General features: G+C 37.9%; 14 protein-coding genes. 6 read left to right on the forward strand and 8 right to left on the reverse strand.

Annotated features, from left to right (window positions below; genetic code table 11):
* Window positions 1-5 precede the first annotated feature (5 nt).
* The 5 genes from Q360_RS26120 to Q360_RS0108385 form a co-directional block, all read right to left on the reverse strand.
* On the reverse strand, window positions 6-155 hold the full coding sequence (locus Q360_RS26120) for a hypothetical protein (RefSeq protein WP_169734640.1): 150 nt from the start codon (window positions 153-155) through the stop codon (window positions 6-8).
* A gap of 11 nt (window positions 156-166) precedes the next feature.
* Entirely contained in the window at window positions 167-1069 is a 903-nt protein-coding gene (hemF, locus tag Q360_RS0108370; protein ID WP_027076688.1) for an oxygen-dependent coproporphyrinogen oxidase, read from the reverse strand.
* Between the two features lie 123 nt (window positions 1070-1192).
* Window positions 1193-3904 (reverse strand): M16 family metallopeptidase, encoded by a 2712-nt coding sequence (locus tag Q360_RS22810; RefSeq protein WP_051554636.1) that lies wholly within the window; start codon window positions 3902-3904, stop codon window positions 1193-1195.
* Between the two features lie 85 nt (window positions 3905-3989).
* Window positions 3990-4496 carry a DUF6973 domain-containing protein gene (locus Q360_RS22815; RefSeq protein WP_051554637.1) on the reverse strand — a complete coding sequence of 169 codons (507 nt, stop codon included), beginning with the start codon at window positions 4494-4496 and terminating at the stop codon, window positions 3990-3992.
* A complete protein-coding gene (locus tag Q360_RS0108385; protein WP_027076689.1) occupies window positions 4493-5035 on the reverse strand; it encodes a GNAT family N-acetyltransferase in 543 nt (180 codons plus the stop codon). The genes Q360_RS22815 and Q360_RS0108385 overlap by 4 nt, the downstream gene beginning before the upstream one ends.
* A gap of 970 nt (window positions 5036-6005) precedes the next feature.
* Between Q360_RS0108385 and Q360_RS0108390 the strand changes: the two genes are divergently transcribed.
* Both Q360_RS0108390 and Q360_RS0108395 read left to right on the forward strand, forming a co-directional pair.
* Window positions 6006-7037 (forward strand): hypothetical protein, encoded by a 1032-nt coding sequence (locus tag Q360_RS0108390; protein WP_156950056.1) that lies wholly within the window; start codon window positions 6006-6008, stop codon window positions 7035-7037.
* 47 nt (window positions 7038-7084) lie between these two features.
* Entirely contained in the window at window positions 7085-8731 is a 1647-nt protein-coding gene (locus Q360_RS0108395) for a hypothetical protein (RefSeq protein ID WP_156950057.1), read from the forward strand.
* A 1135-nt stretch (window positions 8732-9866) separates the two neighbouring features.
* Here the strand turns inward: Q360_RS0108395 and hemE are convergent.
* The 3 genes from hemE to hemA all read right to left on the reverse strand — a co-directional run bounded on the left by hemE (window position 9867) and on the right by hemA (window position 13842).
* Window positions 9867-10895 (reverse strand): uroporphyrinogen decarboxylase, encoded by a 1029-nt coding sequence (gene hemE, locus Q360_RS0108410; protein WP_027076692.1) that lies wholly within the window; start codon window positions 10893-10895, stop codon window positions 9867-9869.
* Window positions 10896-11008: 113 nt separating this feature from the next.
* Window positions 11009-12589, reverse strand: coding sequence for a hydroxymethylbilane synthase (gene hemC, locus Q360_RS0108415; protein ID WP_027076693.1), 1581 nt, complete (start codon window positions 12587-12589; stop codon window positions 11009-11011).
* Window positions 12590-12591: 2 nt separating this feature from the next.
* The gene (gene hemA, locus Q360_RS0108420; RefSeq protein ID WP_027076694.1) at window positions 12592-13842 is read right to left on the reverse strand and encodes a glutamyl-tRNA reductase; all 1251 of its coding nucleotides are present in this window, start codon (window positions 13840-13842) and stop codon (window positions 12592-12594) included.
* A gap of 192 nt (window positions 13843-14034) precedes the next feature.
* On the opposite strand from hemA, the gene Q360_RS0108425 reads away from it, so the two are divergent.
* From Q360_RS0108425 to Q360_RS27115, 4 genes are all read left to right on the forward strand, one after another.
* Entirely contained in the window at window positions 14035-14922 is an 888-nt protein-coding gene (locus Q360_RS0108425) for a helix-turn-helix domain-containing protein (RefSeq protein ID WP_036195442.1), read from the forward strand.
* A gap of 156 nt (window positions 14923-15078) precedes the next feature.
* Window positions 15079-15282, forward strand: coding sequence for a fibronectin type III domain-containing protein (locus Q360_RS27410; protein WP_394331943.1), 204 nt, complete (start codon window positions 15079-15081; stop codon window positions 15280-15282).
* 516 nt (window positions 15283-15798) lie between these two features.
* Window positions 15799-15972 (forward strand): hypothetical protein, encoded by a 174-nt coding sequence (locus Q360_RS25730; protein ID WP_156950059.1) that lies wholly within the window; start codon window positions 15799-15801, stop codon window positions 15970-15972.
* 424 nt (window positions 15973-16396) lie between these two features.
* Window positions 16397-16999: fibronectin type III domain-containing protein (locus Q360_RS27115; RefSeq protein WP_027076698.1), on the forward strand; the 603-nt coding region annotated here is incomplete at its 3' end.

The following is a 16999-nucleotide window of genomic DNA, read 5'->3' on the forward strand; positions in this document are numbered from 1 at the left end:
CTGACCTAATCTTTTTCTTTGGACTTGGTAACAATTGCTTTCAACCGCTCCTTTCGTAAGGCAGCTTCTTTTTTGAGCTTATTTTTCTTACGATCCATCAACTTGCTATGTTTGGCTTTGTTGACGGTGTTTTTTGCTTTTCCTTTCTTTGGCATACTTGCAGTGTTTATATCCAGTCCTTAGGATGTTTTAATACCGCTAAAAGTCGCTCCTCTTCACTACCGCTTTCCGGTTGGTGGTCATAACGCCATTGCACATGTGGCGGAAGGCTCATTAAAATACTTTCTATACGGCCATTTGTCTTTAACCCAAACAAAGTTCCTTTGTCATGTACCAGATTAAATTCCACGTAACGTCCGCGCCTAATCTCCTGCCAGTCGCGCTGATTTTTTGTATACGTTAGATCTTTACGTTTTTCAACAATCGGCACATAGCCATCTAAAAAACTATCCCCGACCGCGGTCACAAAATTATACCAGTCGGTTAATTTTAGTTCCGCGGTTGCTCTACAATAGTCAAAAAAGAGTCCTCCTATGCCTCTTCCCTCGTTTCTATGGGTATTCCAAAAGTAGTCATCGCATCGCTTTTTATAGTTTGTATAAAAATCAGGATGATGCGTGTCGCAAGCATTCTTACAAACGGTGTGAAAGTGTTTCGCATCTTCCTCAAATAAATAATAGGGTGTAAGATCTTGTCCTCCGCCAAACCATTGGTCTACGATATTCCCTTTTTTGTCGTACATCTCAAAATAGCGCCAATTTGCATGTACCGTTGGCACCATTGGATTCGTAGGATGGAGCACCAAACTTAATCCACAGGCAAAAAAATCAGCATCTTCAACACCAAAGTAGGCTTGCATACTTTTTGGAAGTGCGCCATGTACGCCAGAGATGTTTACCCCACCTTTTTCAAAGACATTTCCATTTTCGATTACACGGGTTCGCCCACCACCACCTTCGGGGCGTTCCCAAGTATCTTCCTGAAATGCTGCCTTGCCATCAACTTCGGCGAGTTTAGCCGTAATCGTGTCTTGTAGTTCTTGAATATAGGAGAAGAATTTATCTTTCATTGGTGAAATGTTGCGTTAGCTACACAAAATTACGATTTAAAAAGATTTGATTCGAATCAGGATACATCAAAAAAAAGCAGGAACCTATCGGGTCCTGCTTTCAATCTTATAAATATTTTGTTCTTATTTAAAGTCCCCTGCGTTTACAACAGACCATTTGTCAAATGTTCTGATGTACTTTTTAATAGCGGCATTAACAGCAGCTACAGTAAGTTGAGTCACTTTTGTTTCTAAGTCCTTCTGAAAAGTCATGTCCCTATCGTAGAAAATATTGTTATTGACTAAGCTGGAGAGTTCATTATCCTTTGCTCGGGATACGCTCTGTCCCTGAATCCATCCGTTAACTGCATTATCTAGCTCTTCTTGTGTTATACCGTCCGTTATAAAACGTGCGATTTCTTCTTTAAAACCTAATTGTACTTTATCATAGTTGGCCGGGGCATAAATAGCATAAAGATACATTTGCGAATTTTGGTCTGCCTTATCGCTGTCGGCCTGGAAGCCGGCTCCTGCACCATAACTAACCCCGTCGTTTTGACGTAAACGTTCCGTTATTCTAGAGTTCAGGACACCACCACCTAGAATAGAGCTCGCAATATTTAGTGCTGCGTAGTCTTTGTTATCCTCACTGATTTTTATATCCATAAAGCCTAGCGTCATCGCATTTTGCTTGTCTGGTGTTATAATATTTTCATTGATGATTTTAACCGGTTTGTGAGGGTCACTAATCTTTGTATAGCTGTTTTTGCTCCGAAAATCAGCAAATTCCGTTTCAATAAAGGTAGACAGTTTGGCGGCATCTAAGTTGCCTATACCTACGAGAATTGATTTACCCAATCCATAAAAGTCGTCGTAGAACGTTTTAAGATCTGCGACAGTTAAACTTTTAATGGCCGCTTCTTGTTCGGCTATGCTCATCGCATATAATGGATGACCTTTTGGATAAGAATTGTTGATTTCCGATAGCCGTTGTGAGGCCAAGAACTGCGGCTCTGTTTTGTTACTTTCTAAAGATGCAAGCGCTGCGGTCTTCAATTTTTCTAGCTCAGCAGCATCAAAAAATGGGTTTTTAAGCATGTCAGCCATAAGTTCCATGGCGGGCATTAAATGCTCTTCCGTAGCCGAAATAGTGGTATAAATATTACCATTGGAGCCTCTAAAGCTGATGGAAGACTTTAACTTACTTAATTCATCTTCTATTTGTTGGCGCGTCCTTGTCGTGGTTCCTTTATCCAACATTTGAGCTGTAAAGCGAGGAATCATCCCTTTGTTGGTCAAGGATGTCACATCACCATTTCTACCGCTAAAACTTAGGGTTACGGTATTACCACGATTGCTTTTTTCAATGAGACCGTAATCAACTCCGTTAGCTAAGGTGCCTCCTTTGATTCTACTTTGAATGGCATCGTAAGCCACATCAAAAGCTTCGCCAGCACTCATAACCTCTTTGCCTTTATAATCTTTAACCAGTGCTGCTATATCAGTAGTGTGTGGTATACTTACGCGTACTGGTTCCTTTGTAGGGTAAAAGCGTCCAGAGGTTCTATTGCTAGGTATTAAGTATTTGGTCATTGCAGCATTTACTTGCGCTAAGGTCATTGCCTCTATACGGTCTCTATTAATAAAAGCAAGTCTCCAATCGCCAGCGGCGATAAATTCACTCATATAAGTTGCTAGATAGGACGAGTTTCTATTGATTTGGTCAATTTGTTTCGATAAGTTAGATTTAGCCCTATCCAATTCCTCTTGGGTGATGGAATTATCCTTTAAATTATCCAAGGTGTTTTTTAAAATAGCCTGTACTTCATCTGCATTTTTATCAGAAGGAACATCCACATTGATATACAGAAACCCTGGTTCTCTGGTAAAGGGAATGTAGGACCAAAGGGAAGATGCCTTTTGTGTTTCTACCAAATCTTTATAAAGTCTACCTGATGGCTCGTTTGCAAGCACATCTTCAATGACAGACATGGCTGCGTAGTCTGGATCAGACCCGGCTGGTGTATGGTACAGTGCACTCACCAATTGAAGATCTCCAACGCGACTTACTGTAACTGTTTTTTCACCATCTTGAGCAGGTTCTTCTGTATGGGAATCCCGTAATGGTGTTGTCGGTTTGGCTATTTTACTAAATTTTTTTTCGATTAATGCGAGTGTCTTATCTACTTCAAACTTTCCGGTAACCATCAGCACTGCATTGTCTGGTCGGTAGAATTTTTTATAGAAAGCCTTTAGGTTTTCAATCGGCACACGCTCAATATCAGAACGGTTTCCAATGGTAGAGTTACCGTAATTGTGCCATAGATAGGCACTATTGATGACTTTGTCCATCAAAACACTGGTTGGGTCGTTTTCGCTACTTTCAAATTCGTTCCGTACTACGGAGAACTCTGATTCTAAATCTTTGGCAGCAATATAGGAATTGACCATACGGTCTGCTTCCAAATCCAAAGCCCAGTCCAGATTATCTTCGGTGGCGTTGAAAGTTTCATAATAATTGGTACGGTCATAGTAGGTTGTGCCGTTGGGTCTTGCCCCACGGGTACTTAATTCCTGAGGAATATCGGGGTGGTTAGGTGTTCCCTTAAAAACCATGTGTTCCAAGAGGTGGGCCATTCCTTTTTCACCATAGCCTTCATGACGAGAACCTACTAAGTACGTAATATTTACCGTAATGGTCTGTGCAGAATTATCGGGGAACAATAATACTTTAAGTCCATTGGCCATATGGTATTCCGTAATACCTTCAGCGGAAGCTGCTTTTGTCATTTGTGCTTGAACAAAGGCAACGCAAGCTAAAAAGAATAGGCTTGTCAAATAGTGTTTTGTTTTCATACGTATGTTTTTAGTGTACCACAATATAAGAAATAAAGTCGCTAAGGGTATCTTAATATTATTGTGGCACTAGAGTGAAAACATATTATGCTATTACTTTTGCAGAAGGAGCTATATAAACCAGTAGGTCTGTGACCTTAGATACGTCTTTAATATTTCGTATTTGAATTGCATTTTGCGTCTTATTCAATAGTAGTCGGATAGCTACTTTTAAGGGTTGTGAAGAATTATGAATATATATGTTTCTGCCTATTTCATTATTATGAAAGTCCATTGCACGCGGCAGTTCCCTATTGGGAAAAGCGTTTTCGTGCCAATCGGTAATGGTTTTGGTCCATTGCAGTGTTTTCGATTGGCTGCTGCCCCATTTTGAACAATTATGTGCGATGAGGTAGTTCCAAAAGGCATGCCTAAAAGCGTTGGCAGGTGTATTTTTGTAGTGTTCCCTACCGTAATGCAATGTGGCTATGCGCATACAGGTTATAGTGGCCAGAAACGTTGGATAAAGGAATAGGGGATTTTTAAGGGCTAGGACGATTAGCTGCAGCAAACTATTGGAATTTACGCTTTTTAGCGTAGTCCAAAACTTCATAGTGCCACACGGTATTTTTTATAAAGTTCCATATTCACTACAGTGTCATTGTAGCGTTTATACTCATTTTTAAGGGAGTTCTGCCATGTAAAGCCAAGTTTCTCGGCAATTCGAGTACTGCCGTTGTTGTCTTTGTGTGCAATGATTTGTAGCGTATTCAAACCAAGGTAGTCAAAGGTCCAAGGAATAATTTGGTTTATAAAATGCGTGGTATGCCCTTTACCTTTATATTCGTAACCAATGTAATACGCCAGTTCCGCCTGGCCTTTTTTTACATGAAGTTCTTTTATATAGATCAATCCAAAAATATTCCTATGTTCATCTTCCTTTATGGTAAATAGATATTCTTCTCCGGAAGCAAACTGTTTTGTTTTTTGTTGAACGAATAGTTCGGATAAGGTGGGATTTAAGGTCTGTTTTAGGGTGCCTGGAAAATCGTTCTTAAAGCGCTCACGATTGGCGACCATAAAGTTACAAAGCCACCATGCATCCTTTTCTTGGATGGGCGAAATTTCGAAACCGTTTAGATTAAAGGTCATGGGTGTTGTTTGATTGCTTTCTGATGTATCTATTTCAAATCAAGTTAGCGGAAATGGGGGTTCTACTGCAATTTTCGCTTTTTTAATTCTTCTTGCAAAGCTTTCTTGTTTTTGCCCTTTTTAAGGAATATGTATATTAAAAACAAAGGAAGTAAGGTGACCAAGCCCCACGTATTCTTTACAACGCTGAATACGACAATCCCAATCAAAAAACCGATAAGTACCGCATCTGTAATAGGACTTGATTTAATTTTTTTATCTGCATCAAAGAGTTCTTAATCCGTTAATTCTGATGGTTCTTTCTTCATTGAAGTTGTTTTAATGTGCCGTACTATTATTCTAAAACCCAAATAAAGGTACTGAACAAATATGAAAGCAATGTATTGTGGGCTGCGTAATGCGGCAAGGAGTTTAATGTTTTTGTAGGTAGAGTATCTCTTGCTGTTGAGGCTTATTCAAGTTTTATTACTCTTGCGCTATCCGTAGGGTGACGCTCACACTAGTGGGGAGCACAATTACAAGGATAAAAAAAAGATATAGACATCGGGTTCACACTTTATGAGTTGACCCCAAACGGACAATATTTTCATTTGTACTAAACCATATTTCTTGCCGGGTATGCCAAAGATACTTTAAAAGTCATGTGGTTTTAATAGTAGCTACGTTAGCATCCCTATTTGGCGCGAATGAGTAGTGACTAATATCAGAGATTTTACGGATTACATGTTGAAAAAACGGTGAGTAGTATATCAATTAGAAATAGCGGTTCTATATCTTTAGGAGGCTTAAAGTACCCTAAAATACCATGCCAATATAATCATCATAACTGCAATTACTTTTCAAATGAGATAAAAGTATGCAGCTCTATAAATACATTTTTAGAGTGGTAACCCTAAATTATAAAATTGCACTGGTAATTTTAATTCTCAACTTTTGTAACTTCATCTTTCAATCTATAATCTTTTTGCCCTTGAACAAATTTAGTTTCATTCTTCTTTTTGTTGGTTTTACATGGTGTAATGCTCAGGAAACTATAGCGCAAGATGATTTAGGTACAGCGAATGCCGTTGATGCAGAAAAAATCTACTTGCAATTTACAGGAAGGGCATTTAATACTTCAGAGATAGTTTGGTTTAGAGCTATTGTAATGAATGCGTTTGACAACTCCCCTACAGCCATAAGTAGCGTGCTACATGTGGAATTAATAAATCCTATTGACGAACAAATAGTAGACAGTAAGCTATTGAAATTAGAAAACGGAACAGCCGAAAGCTATATTCAGCTTCATCCTTCTTATTCCGAAGGGAAATATCTGATTAGGGCCTATACCGCATGGAACAAGAACTTTGGTAATGATTTTATCTTTTCTACATATATAGACGTTTTCCATTTTAAAAGACAGGAAGATAGAGTAAACCCTATTCGCGATGTTACCATAACGAAAGACCTGAACAATGAGACCATTTCCATTTCTTCATTGTTATTTCCAAACGAATTAGAGGATCAAAATAAGATAGAGACAATACTGTATCTGAACTGGAAGGATGGTAAAGATTCTATAGAAATAAAACAAAAAAAAGAAGCTCCTGTCTTTATAGAATACAACGTACCAAGTGACGTGAACATTATTAATTATACATTAAAAACTGAACGCAAGAGCTACTCTAAATCCATTATTATCGACAATAACATAGGGGCCTTAGATTTTTTCCCAGAAGGCGGTCATCTAGTGAATGGTATAAAAAGCACCGTTGGTTTTAAATATCTTAACTATAAGGGCAAGGGAGAAAAAGTAAAAGGTACGATTATTGACCAAGACAATAATGAGGTATCCACCTTTGAAAGCAACCATATGGGTTTGGGCAAAACAGTAGTACTTCCTGAAGCCGGGAAAAGCTATTTCGGCATGATACGCTTAGACGATAGTAGCATGTATAGACACCCCATTCCAGCAGCCAAAACCCAAGGTATGGTCATGCGAATTATTTCTAGGTCTCATTAAAACTTTTGGTAATAAATGCTAAGCCAACTAAGTCAGAAACCGTTTACTTGCAACTCTATCATCGAGGAAAGCGTATCCTTAAACTTAACGCCAAACTAAACGATGGCAACTTTAGTTATTCCTTCAAAAAAAGTGAGTTACCAAACGGAATAATAAGAGCCACTGTATACGATTCTGAACATAAACCTATTACAGAACGCCATTTTTACAATCATAAGCCCAATGAAAATCTTAACATAGAAATTGAAACCGATAAACTAGAATATGCAACGCGTGACAGCGTAATAGTGAGGGTTCGCACCCTAAAAGGAAATAGACCGGTACCTGCTTCAGTATCTTTAATTGCGGTTAATAAAGACTACTTCAATGCAACGAACCCCGATAAAAGGAATATACTTTCCTATTTTATGCTAGAGTCGGATATTAGAGGGGAAATCGAGAATCCCTCTTATTATTTTGAAAATGAGAAACAAATGGAACAACTTGATTTTTTGATGCTTACCCAAGGCTGGACAAATTATAAGTATGACGAAGCAAAAAAATCAAAAGTAGTTGAACCTGAAAGAGGACTAGCCTTAACGGGTTCTATAAGCGGTGTACAACGAAGAAAAAAAAGTAAACGCTTACAAGACGAGAAATTCGATGTTGCATTGATAACCTTTGGAACAAAACCGAGGGTATTTAATCAAGAAATCGATAGCACTGGATACTTTAATTTTAATCTTGAAGATAGTTATGGCGATGGAAAAAAGTTTGTAATTGAACCTGTTTCCTCGGTTAGAACCAACGGTACGTTTGAGGTAAAAATCACAACTACGGATATTCCCAAAATAGAATATAAAACAGACTTTATCATCTCGCCTGTAGATAGTATTGTAGAAAAAACGGTATACGAGAGAATTGAAAAAGATATAGCTATTGACTCCTACCTTTTACCAAATATCATTGAATTAAATGAAGTAGTTGTAAGTGATTATAAAATGACCCCAGAACGTGAAGAAATGAAAAACCTGCATGGAATGCCAGATGCGGTAGTTGAAAATAAAGAATTGATGGCTAAAGCGGAAAATTGGACAGGAATCCTATTTAAATGGTTGCAATTTAATTTTCGTGATGACATTTCCGTAAGACGAGTAGGCAATTTACCGGGTTATTTGGAAGCCACCATACCGGGTGCGGATTTTACCTACATTTTAGTGGATGGTATGCCGGTATTATTTGAGAATTATAAGTTGGTGCCAGATATCCCAATTGAAGCGGTAAAAAGTGTAGAGCTCTTAAAGAACGCACCAAAGGCTGCCGTTCGGTATTGGTTAGCCACTTTTCCGCAATCTCTCATTATTTACGCCCCTCAGCGTTCTGCAATTTTGGCTATCTACACCTATTCGGGCAAAGGGCTTTTCGGGGCTTTTCCTGGAAAAACGAATCTAACCATGGACACTGCCACAGAGTTTTCCCCTAAACGAGAATTTTATAGCCCGGCCTATGACAGTGAGGATGAAGATTCCGGTGTCCCCGACCTAAGAAAATTAATACATTGGGTGCCAAATATTATAACCGATACCAAAGGAAACGCCGAGATAAATTTTTTTAATGGTGATATTGTAGGGCAGGTACTGGTCATATGCGAAGGCATTTCCATTGCCAAAGGCGCTGTAGGTCAAAGTAATATGTCTTATGAGATTATTGAATAGGTTCTTAATCCGTGTCACATAGCGAAACTTATTACATCCCCGTTGGAATACGAAGTTGTAGGTAAGGGTAAGCAATGTCCTTTGGATTGTATAATGCGGTAAGGAGCTTAACGTTTTGTGGGCAGCGTATTTCTTATTGTTAAGGGTCCTTCAAGTTTTATTCCCCTTGTGAGTTTACGAGCGTGACGCTCGCACCAGCAGGTGAGGCGTTATAAATTCAGTTATTGGCAAAAGATTTTTTAAAAATAATAATTTCTAAATGTTCTTATTAACTCAGAACGCAAAACGCTTGGTTTTGAGGGCTTTTCTTCATTTAAATCTGTTTTGTTTTCAAATACTATTTTCTCCCCTTTTGACTCGAAAATCAATGTGTAAGTTGTAATGCTATTTTTAGAATAAATTGGCATAGCATTTCCAAGGGTCAAAACCCTTACAGCTAGAATTTTAAGAGCCTGATTGCGATAATTTTTTTCGTTCTCTGAAATCCAGTAACGACATTTATCATCGTAAACTTTGAGTTATTAACTCGAAGTAATGAATCTATTGTGGGAGCTGGACTATGATTTTCAGGTTTTTTATTTATAAAATTTTCAAAAATTAAATTAGCAACTTCATTTTCAAAAGATTTTTGTGCCAGCTGGTCGCTTATTTAAAGCTTTTTCCTGATTCTAAATCTATCAGAATATTCATAGATGATAGAGTCTAATCGATGTGAAACTAATTGAGAAATCGAGTCATTCACGATGGTGCTATTTTATTTACTTGTTAAGTTGATAAAAGCAACTGGCACAAAATAGTCTAAATTATTAATTTTATCCGTGTCGATATTTTTGGTAGCACAAGAAATTAAGATGAGGGAAGAAAGTATGATGGTTGTTTTTCTCATTATTAGATTCTAATTAGCGATTAAAGTAGTATAATTTTCCAGCACTATTAGTTCTAGTTAACCAAAGGAATTAATAGTGTTTCTTTATGTCGAGAGTTGTTGCACCGGTGAGAAAATAAGGAGTAAGCAAATGCAGCAACAAACACCCAAAACTATACTTTCCTAAAAAATGAAATAAAAGAACTTATTAATATCAATTTTCCAAAAGTGAACAATCCAGTCTCAAATCTAATATCACAAATTTTTACTCTACAAAGGTTTATACTCCTTAACAGCTTCAACAAAAGCTCTAGCATTTTCAACAGGGATATTGGGTAGAATACCATGACCAAGATTTACAACGTATTGGTCTTTTCCAAATTCATGTATCATTTGCGTTACCATTTTTTTGATTTCCGCTGGAGGCGATAATAAACGAGAAGGGTCAAAGTTACCTTGTAGTGTAATTTTTCCTCCAGAAAGATAACGTGCATTACGTGCAGAACAGGTCCAGTCAACACCTAGAGCAGATGCACCAGATTTGGCCATATCGCCCAACGCAAACCAGCAGCCTTTTCCAAAGACGATTACGGGTGTTTCCTCTTTTAAAGCATCAATAATCTGCTGTATGTATTTCCAAGAGAACTCTTGATAATCAACCGGAGATAACATACCTCCCCATGAATCGAAAACTTGTACTGCATTTACACCCGCTTTTACTTTTGCCTTTAAATAAGCAATGGTAGTATCCGTTATTTTTTGCAAAAGTTCATGTGCCACAACGGGTTGGGTAAAACAAAGTTCCTTGGCTTTATCAAAGTTTTTACTGCCTTGCCCTTGCACACAGTAGCATAGTATAGTCCAAGGTGAACCTGCAAAACCTATAAGCGGAATGTCATCGTTTAGTTTTTCTTTGGTAGCTTTTATAGCTTCCATAACATAGCCTAAAGCATCATTCACATCTGGTACTATAACGGAATCTAAATCTTTTTGCGAACGTATAGGGTTTGGTAAATAGGGTCCAAAGTTAGGTCTCATTTCCACCTCAATATTCATAGCTTGCGGAATCACGAGGATATCGCTGAAAAGAATGGCGGCATCCATACCGTAGCGTCTAATAGGCTGTACCGTAATTTCTGAAGCCAATTCTGGAGTTTGGCAGCGGGTAAAAAAATCATATTTCGCCTTAATTTCCATAAACTCAGGCAAATAACGACCGGCTTGTCGCATCATCCAAACAGGTGGTCTTTCAACAGTTTCGCCCTTTAGTGCTCTTAGGAATAAATCGTTCTTAATCATAATAGGTTATTGTTATTGCTGCATGCGAGGATTATAGATTTGGGTTAGCGCAATTTAATTACGCAACAATCTTGGATACTTTTGAATAACAGCTGCGCTTCTCGAAACGAAGTTTATTCTTTATAGTTCTCGTTTACCAAATCAATAACACTTTCCACATCGGGAATCTTCGCTATTTCAACCCTGTTAAAATGCTTTCTTGCTTCCTTTGCAGTTGTTTCTCCGATACAATACGCGACTTTATTTGGGGTATTGTTGTGTAAATAACTTTCGATACCTGACGGACTAAAAAAGCATACGCCTTCCACCGCGTCATCTATTTCTTGGCCAGACAGTTTTGTTTTATACGTCTCAACACTGTTTACCGTAATATTAGAAGCTTCCAAGGTTTTTGGAATTTCGTCCAAACTAAGGTTTCCACAAAAGTGTGTGGCTTCTGTACCTTCAATGTATTCTACTAAATAGTTGGCCAAGTCAGCTGCAGTGTTCTCAAAGTGCGTTACTTTTCCTATTCTTTTCTGTATAAGTCGCCTTGTTTTACGGCCTATACAATAGATATTGTCAAAATCCAATTCATTTGCGCTCACATTTGTCAATAGTCCTTCAACAGCATTTTTACTGGTGAATATGGCGTTTTTGACTTTTGTTTTAAGCACCAATGGTGAAACGCGATTTGGACTTATTTTTATGAAATCTTCCGAATCTACACGGATTGAAGTAGCAAACCTTTGTAGTTGTACGTCCGTTAGTTTTTTGGTAGAAAACACCTGTGTTTTTAGTCCACTTTTGGATAACTCGTTCATGAGACGTTTCCCACCACGACTAAGAATACTTTTTGCACAATCGAAACCTAAGCTTTCGTGTTTGCCTAAAGGAGCGGTTAACTCAGCTTCCAGTTTTTTGGAGCCGTCCGCTGTTAATAGCACCCCTTTTAGGGTTACTACATTTTCGTTATTTATATACGCTAGAGCGCCAATGGGTGCAGAGCATCCACCTTCCAATTCTTTTAGGAAATCGCGTTCTAAGCGTGTGCAGGTATCGGTTTCCTCATCATTCAGTTGTGCACAGATTTCGCGCACTTCTTCATCGTTTTCCATGGCTACGACCATGATAGCTCCTTGTGCTGGCGCAGGAAGCATCCATGTAAGTCCGAGCGTATTCTTTGGTTCTAGACCTATACGTTCTAGTCCGGCAGCAGCAAAAATAGCTGCGTTCCAATCGCTATTGTTCAGTTTTTCTAACCTACTGTTTATGTTTCCCCTAAGGCCTACAACAGTATGGGTAGGATATCGATTAAGCCATTGTGCTTTCCTTCTAAGGCTTCCGGTTGCTATTACGCCTTCCCGCTGCCCTAGAAACTCTTCATTGTCATGGAAGGCTAAGATGTCTAAATAATTCGAACGTTTGAGTACGGCGGCTTGCACAATTCCTTTTGGTAGTGCCGTGGGAACATCCTTCATAGAATGCACGGCAATGTCTACATCTCCGTTGAGCATGGCAACATCCAAGGTTTTTGTGAAAATACCGGTAATGCCTAATTCGTACAAGGGCTTGTCTAAAATAAGATCCCCCGTAGATTTTACCTTTATGATTTGTACCTTATGACCAAGTGCTTTTAATTGATCTTTTACTGTGTTGGCCTGCCATAGCGCCAATTCACTGTCGCGTGTACCTATTCTTATGGTTCTACTCATTTTTAATCCAGTTGTATTTGAAAAACTTTTTGGATAAGCTCTAAACTGGAATCAGAGTCTACGTTTTCGTCTTTTAGGTGGTTTGCGAACTGTTTTGTAATTTTTTGAATAATGCGGTCAGATATGATTTCTGCGTGTTCAGGATTAAAGCCGCTTGTTTTTTTGGATTGATAGTCAAGCTCCTCTACCTTCATGGTGTTTAACTTCATTTTCAATGCCTTAATAACTGGGGCAAATTTTCGTGTTTCTAACCATTGGGTAAAATCGACCTTTGCTTCTTCTATAATTACTTCTGCTTCGGGGATAAACTGTTTTCTGCGCTCCAAGGTCTCATCTGTCATTTGTGAGAGTTGGTCAAGATAAACTACGGTTACATGTTCTAATTTAGATACTTCTTCGTCCACATTTTTCGGAACGGATAGGTCTAGTATCAACAACGGTTTCTTAGTATGTATGAGTTCCTTTGATACGGTTGGTTTTTGTGCCCCAGTGGCTACAACCAAAATATCCGTCTTTCGTATTTCTGCCTGTAGGTCACCATAATCCTTAACGGTTAAATTAAATTTTCCACCTACTTTAACCGCTTTTTCCTTGGTGCGGTTGATAAGGGTAATATGTGGGTTTTTGGTATGCTTGATAAGGTTTTCGCAGGTATTACGTCCAATTTTTCCTGTACCGAAGAGCAAAATATTTTTTTCCGCGATATCTGATACATTTTTCATTATGTATTGTACGGATGCAAAAGCTACCGATGTAGCTCCTGAAGAAATCTCAGTTTCATTCTTTATACGCTTGCTTGCTTGTATGACCGCGTTGCACAAACGTTCCAAAAACGGATTGGCAATACCTAAGTTTTTAGAGCGATTAAAACTTTGTTTTATTTGACTTATAATTTCAAAATCGCCAAGGATTTGACTGTCTAGACCAGTACCTACCCTAAACAAATGACCTATAGCTTCATTGTTTTTGTATATATATGCGATATCTTGAAATTCTTCTACCGTGCCATTGGAATGGTCGCAAAGAAGCTTGACAAGCTGATAAGGATGTTGCACAAAACCATGAAGTTCTGTGCGGTTGCAGGTAGAGGTAGCCAAAAGACCATCTAGGCCTTGTTCTTTTGCCGTAGTTAGCAGTTGTGTTATCCCTGCTTCACTAAGACTAAATTTACCACGCACTGCTTCATCCGCCTTTTTGTAGTTAAGGCCGATGGTGTAAAAGGAATTGTGTTCGGAAATGTGGTAGTCCTCCATAAAGCGTTACAAAAATAGAAGCAAGCTTTTTATAAAAGTAACGCTAGAGGAACAATTAATATCGATTAAAGTATTTTTAGGCATAATTTATTATATTTGGGATGAAATACCCTATTTTTATGGGTGGTAATAGGTTTTTAAATCTTATTATTTAGAAAGAATCTAAATAGAATACATCTAAAACACTTGGGAATGAAATTAAAAAATGTCGCTATAGGTTCATTTGATGAAATTTTGGTCGATGACGGATTTTATGTGCTTAAAATTCAGAACGATACGGTTAGTAATGTCCAAATAAAGAGAGAAATTAATAAACGATACATCCAATTTCACTTTTGTCTAAAAGGTAACGGAACTTTTTTGTTCAATGATGGCAATTATACACTCGATGTTTCTGAGGAGAACTCGTTATTACTTTATAACACCAAACAAGATTTACCATTAAATCTTTCTTTGGTACCTGGTTCGTGGATGGTTTCGGTAGTGATGACTATACGTAGGTTTCATTCCCTATTTTCCGAAGAAGCCAGCTATATTCCTTTTTTAAATACAGAGAATAAAGAAAAGAAGTATTACGCTCAGGAGATGGTTACTCCTGCGATTGCTGTGGTATTGAGTCAAATGATTAACTACAATTTGCACCCTACTATTAAAAAATTATACATAAAGGGAAAAGTGTACGAGCTTATCTCGCTCTATTTTAATAAAAGTACCGATGCCGACTTAGAGCAGTGTCCATTTTTGGTAGATGAGGATAATGTAAAGCGCATACGACGCGCCAAGGAACTAATAATCGCCAATATGGCTGAGCCTCCTTCCCTGAACGAATTAGCACAAGAAGTAGGGCTCAGTTTAAAGCGTTTAAAAGAAGGGTTTAAACAGATCTATGGCGATTCGGTTTATAGCTTTTTGTTTGATTACAAGATGGAGTATGCACGTAGATTACTAGATTCTGGGCAATATAACGTAAACGAAATTGGATTGCGAATAGGGTACAGCACCTCTAGCCATTTTATTGCCGCGTTTCGTAAGAAATACGGTACTACACCTAAGAAATATATGACGGAGTTGGCAAATTAATTATAGGGTATGCTCAATCATGGTTTTTGAATTCTAAATGAAACAAAAGTGCTTTTGAGACGTACATACTTTAATTCCATTTAATTATAAAAAAGCCAACGTTTTTCTGTCTTGTAAAATGATGCTAATGTATTGGATGAATTCGAGGCGTTACTTTTGGCACCAGTAAATTTAAGGGCAGTCGAGGTTATATCTCATTCATTCGGTCTTGAATGGACGAATTCGGAAAAATCTAAAATTGTTTCTGGATATAATGTATATATAAATTCAAATCTAATAGAATCGGTTACCGATACTTTAGCAAAAATTTCCGATTTGATGCCAGATAGCAAATATGTCACAAATGTATCCTCAATATGAAGTAGTGCTATGGAGTCTGAATTTAGTGCAGACAAAATAGTGAGGATAACTCTGGCGCTTGATACGGAATCACCATCAATTTCTGAGAGTCTTTCCAGTTCTAAGATTACGTCGGCTTCCGTTAATCTTTCTTGGGAGGCCTTCAATAGATAATTTCGGCGTAACTGGGTATAAGATATATCTAGATGGCACTGAGATGGCACTGAGATGGCATTGAGATGGCACTGAGATGGCGCAAATTAGGAAACTTCATATGGCAACTAGGCTTAGTGTTTGTATTACTTATTTTTTTTGCCTTTTCGGCAATAGATGCTCAAGGAAGTGAATCTGTACGGAGAAAATCAAATTCAGTAACAACAATTATAATAACCAATAAATCAAAAGTTTTGGTTTTACAAAAACCGCTGGGTTTAATCATTGTATTGAAAGTGTAGCTAATAGCTAATAATGAAGACTTTGATATCGTTACCGATACTGATGGTAGCGAATTCAATTTACATTCGAACCTAAATCAATATGGCATTATACTTTTTTTCAAATACCTCTGGAGATTTTTTGAACGCAACCCAAAGAACTAGTGTGAGGGGTCATGCGGAACAAGGAGGTAATTTTATTTTCAATCATGCGGCGAGTGACGCGCATGAGCATAGCACGGCCACTACGATTTCTGGGAATGGGCAAGGACTTTAGGATTGGTATGCCGAGAATAGTATGGGTTGTAGTGTTAATAATAGCCCTAATTATACAACTAATAATTTTGAGGCTACCGTTACAATTTTAAAATATAAATAGCGAATTAAGCAGCGGTATTACTTTTCCTCGGAACGACAATGAAGAATGGTATTATTGGGAGGGAGGTTATTTGAACAGTACTTTTCATGAGCTTTTAAGAGTTTCGGATACGGGTCCTAATTCTTATGACTATACTAGAATCATAGCACAGTTATGGGAGCGGCCAGATAGAGGAACTAGTTTTTATACCAGCATGGGGCACTTGTAAAATAAATATATAGAATTGAATTTCGTACAATTGATGGAAAATGTGATAGACTTTATGTTAGATTGAAAATTTAGAGGTCTAAAACAATAATCTTTATTACTTTCGCTGCCTATTATGCGTAAACTACTTCATTTTCTAAGTGTATTTCTATTTTTATTTAGCTGTAAAGCTGACCAAGATTTATTTGACTTAACTCCGACCTTACCTACTAATTTAGTAGTGTTAGATTATGATACGGATACTATTATTTTACAATGGGACAGCTCATTTGATGATAAGGGAGAAGTTTTTTATAATTTATATAGTAATGGAGATAAATTAATAGAAAAAATTAAAGATACAATTGAAGAGATTGTTGGTTTAACTCCTAATACTGAATATATTTTTGCGGTATCATCAATTGACGAAGCTGAGAATGAGTCTTCTCAGAGTTCAGCAGTATCCGTGACTACACTTTCACCTGCGGACACAGAAGCTCCATCGGCACCTTTAGGACTTTCCAGTTCTAATGTTACGGTAACAGGTGTTGAATTGAATTGGAGCGCATCGACTGACAATGTTGGTGTAACGGGTTATAAGGTTTATCAAGATGGCAGTGAGATAACTCAGGTAACTGGGACAGTATATTCAGTAACGGGTCTTGGTGGTTCGACTACGTATTCGTTTACAGTTTTGGCAATTGACGAAGCTGAGAATGAGTCTTCTCAGAGTTCAGCA

The sequence above is a fragment of the Maribacter antarcticus DSM 21422 genome (assembly GCF_000621125.1).
Classification (GTDB): domain Bacteria; phylum Bacteroidota; class Bacteroidia; order Flavobacteriales; family Flavobacteriaceae; genus Maribacter; species Maribacter antarcticus.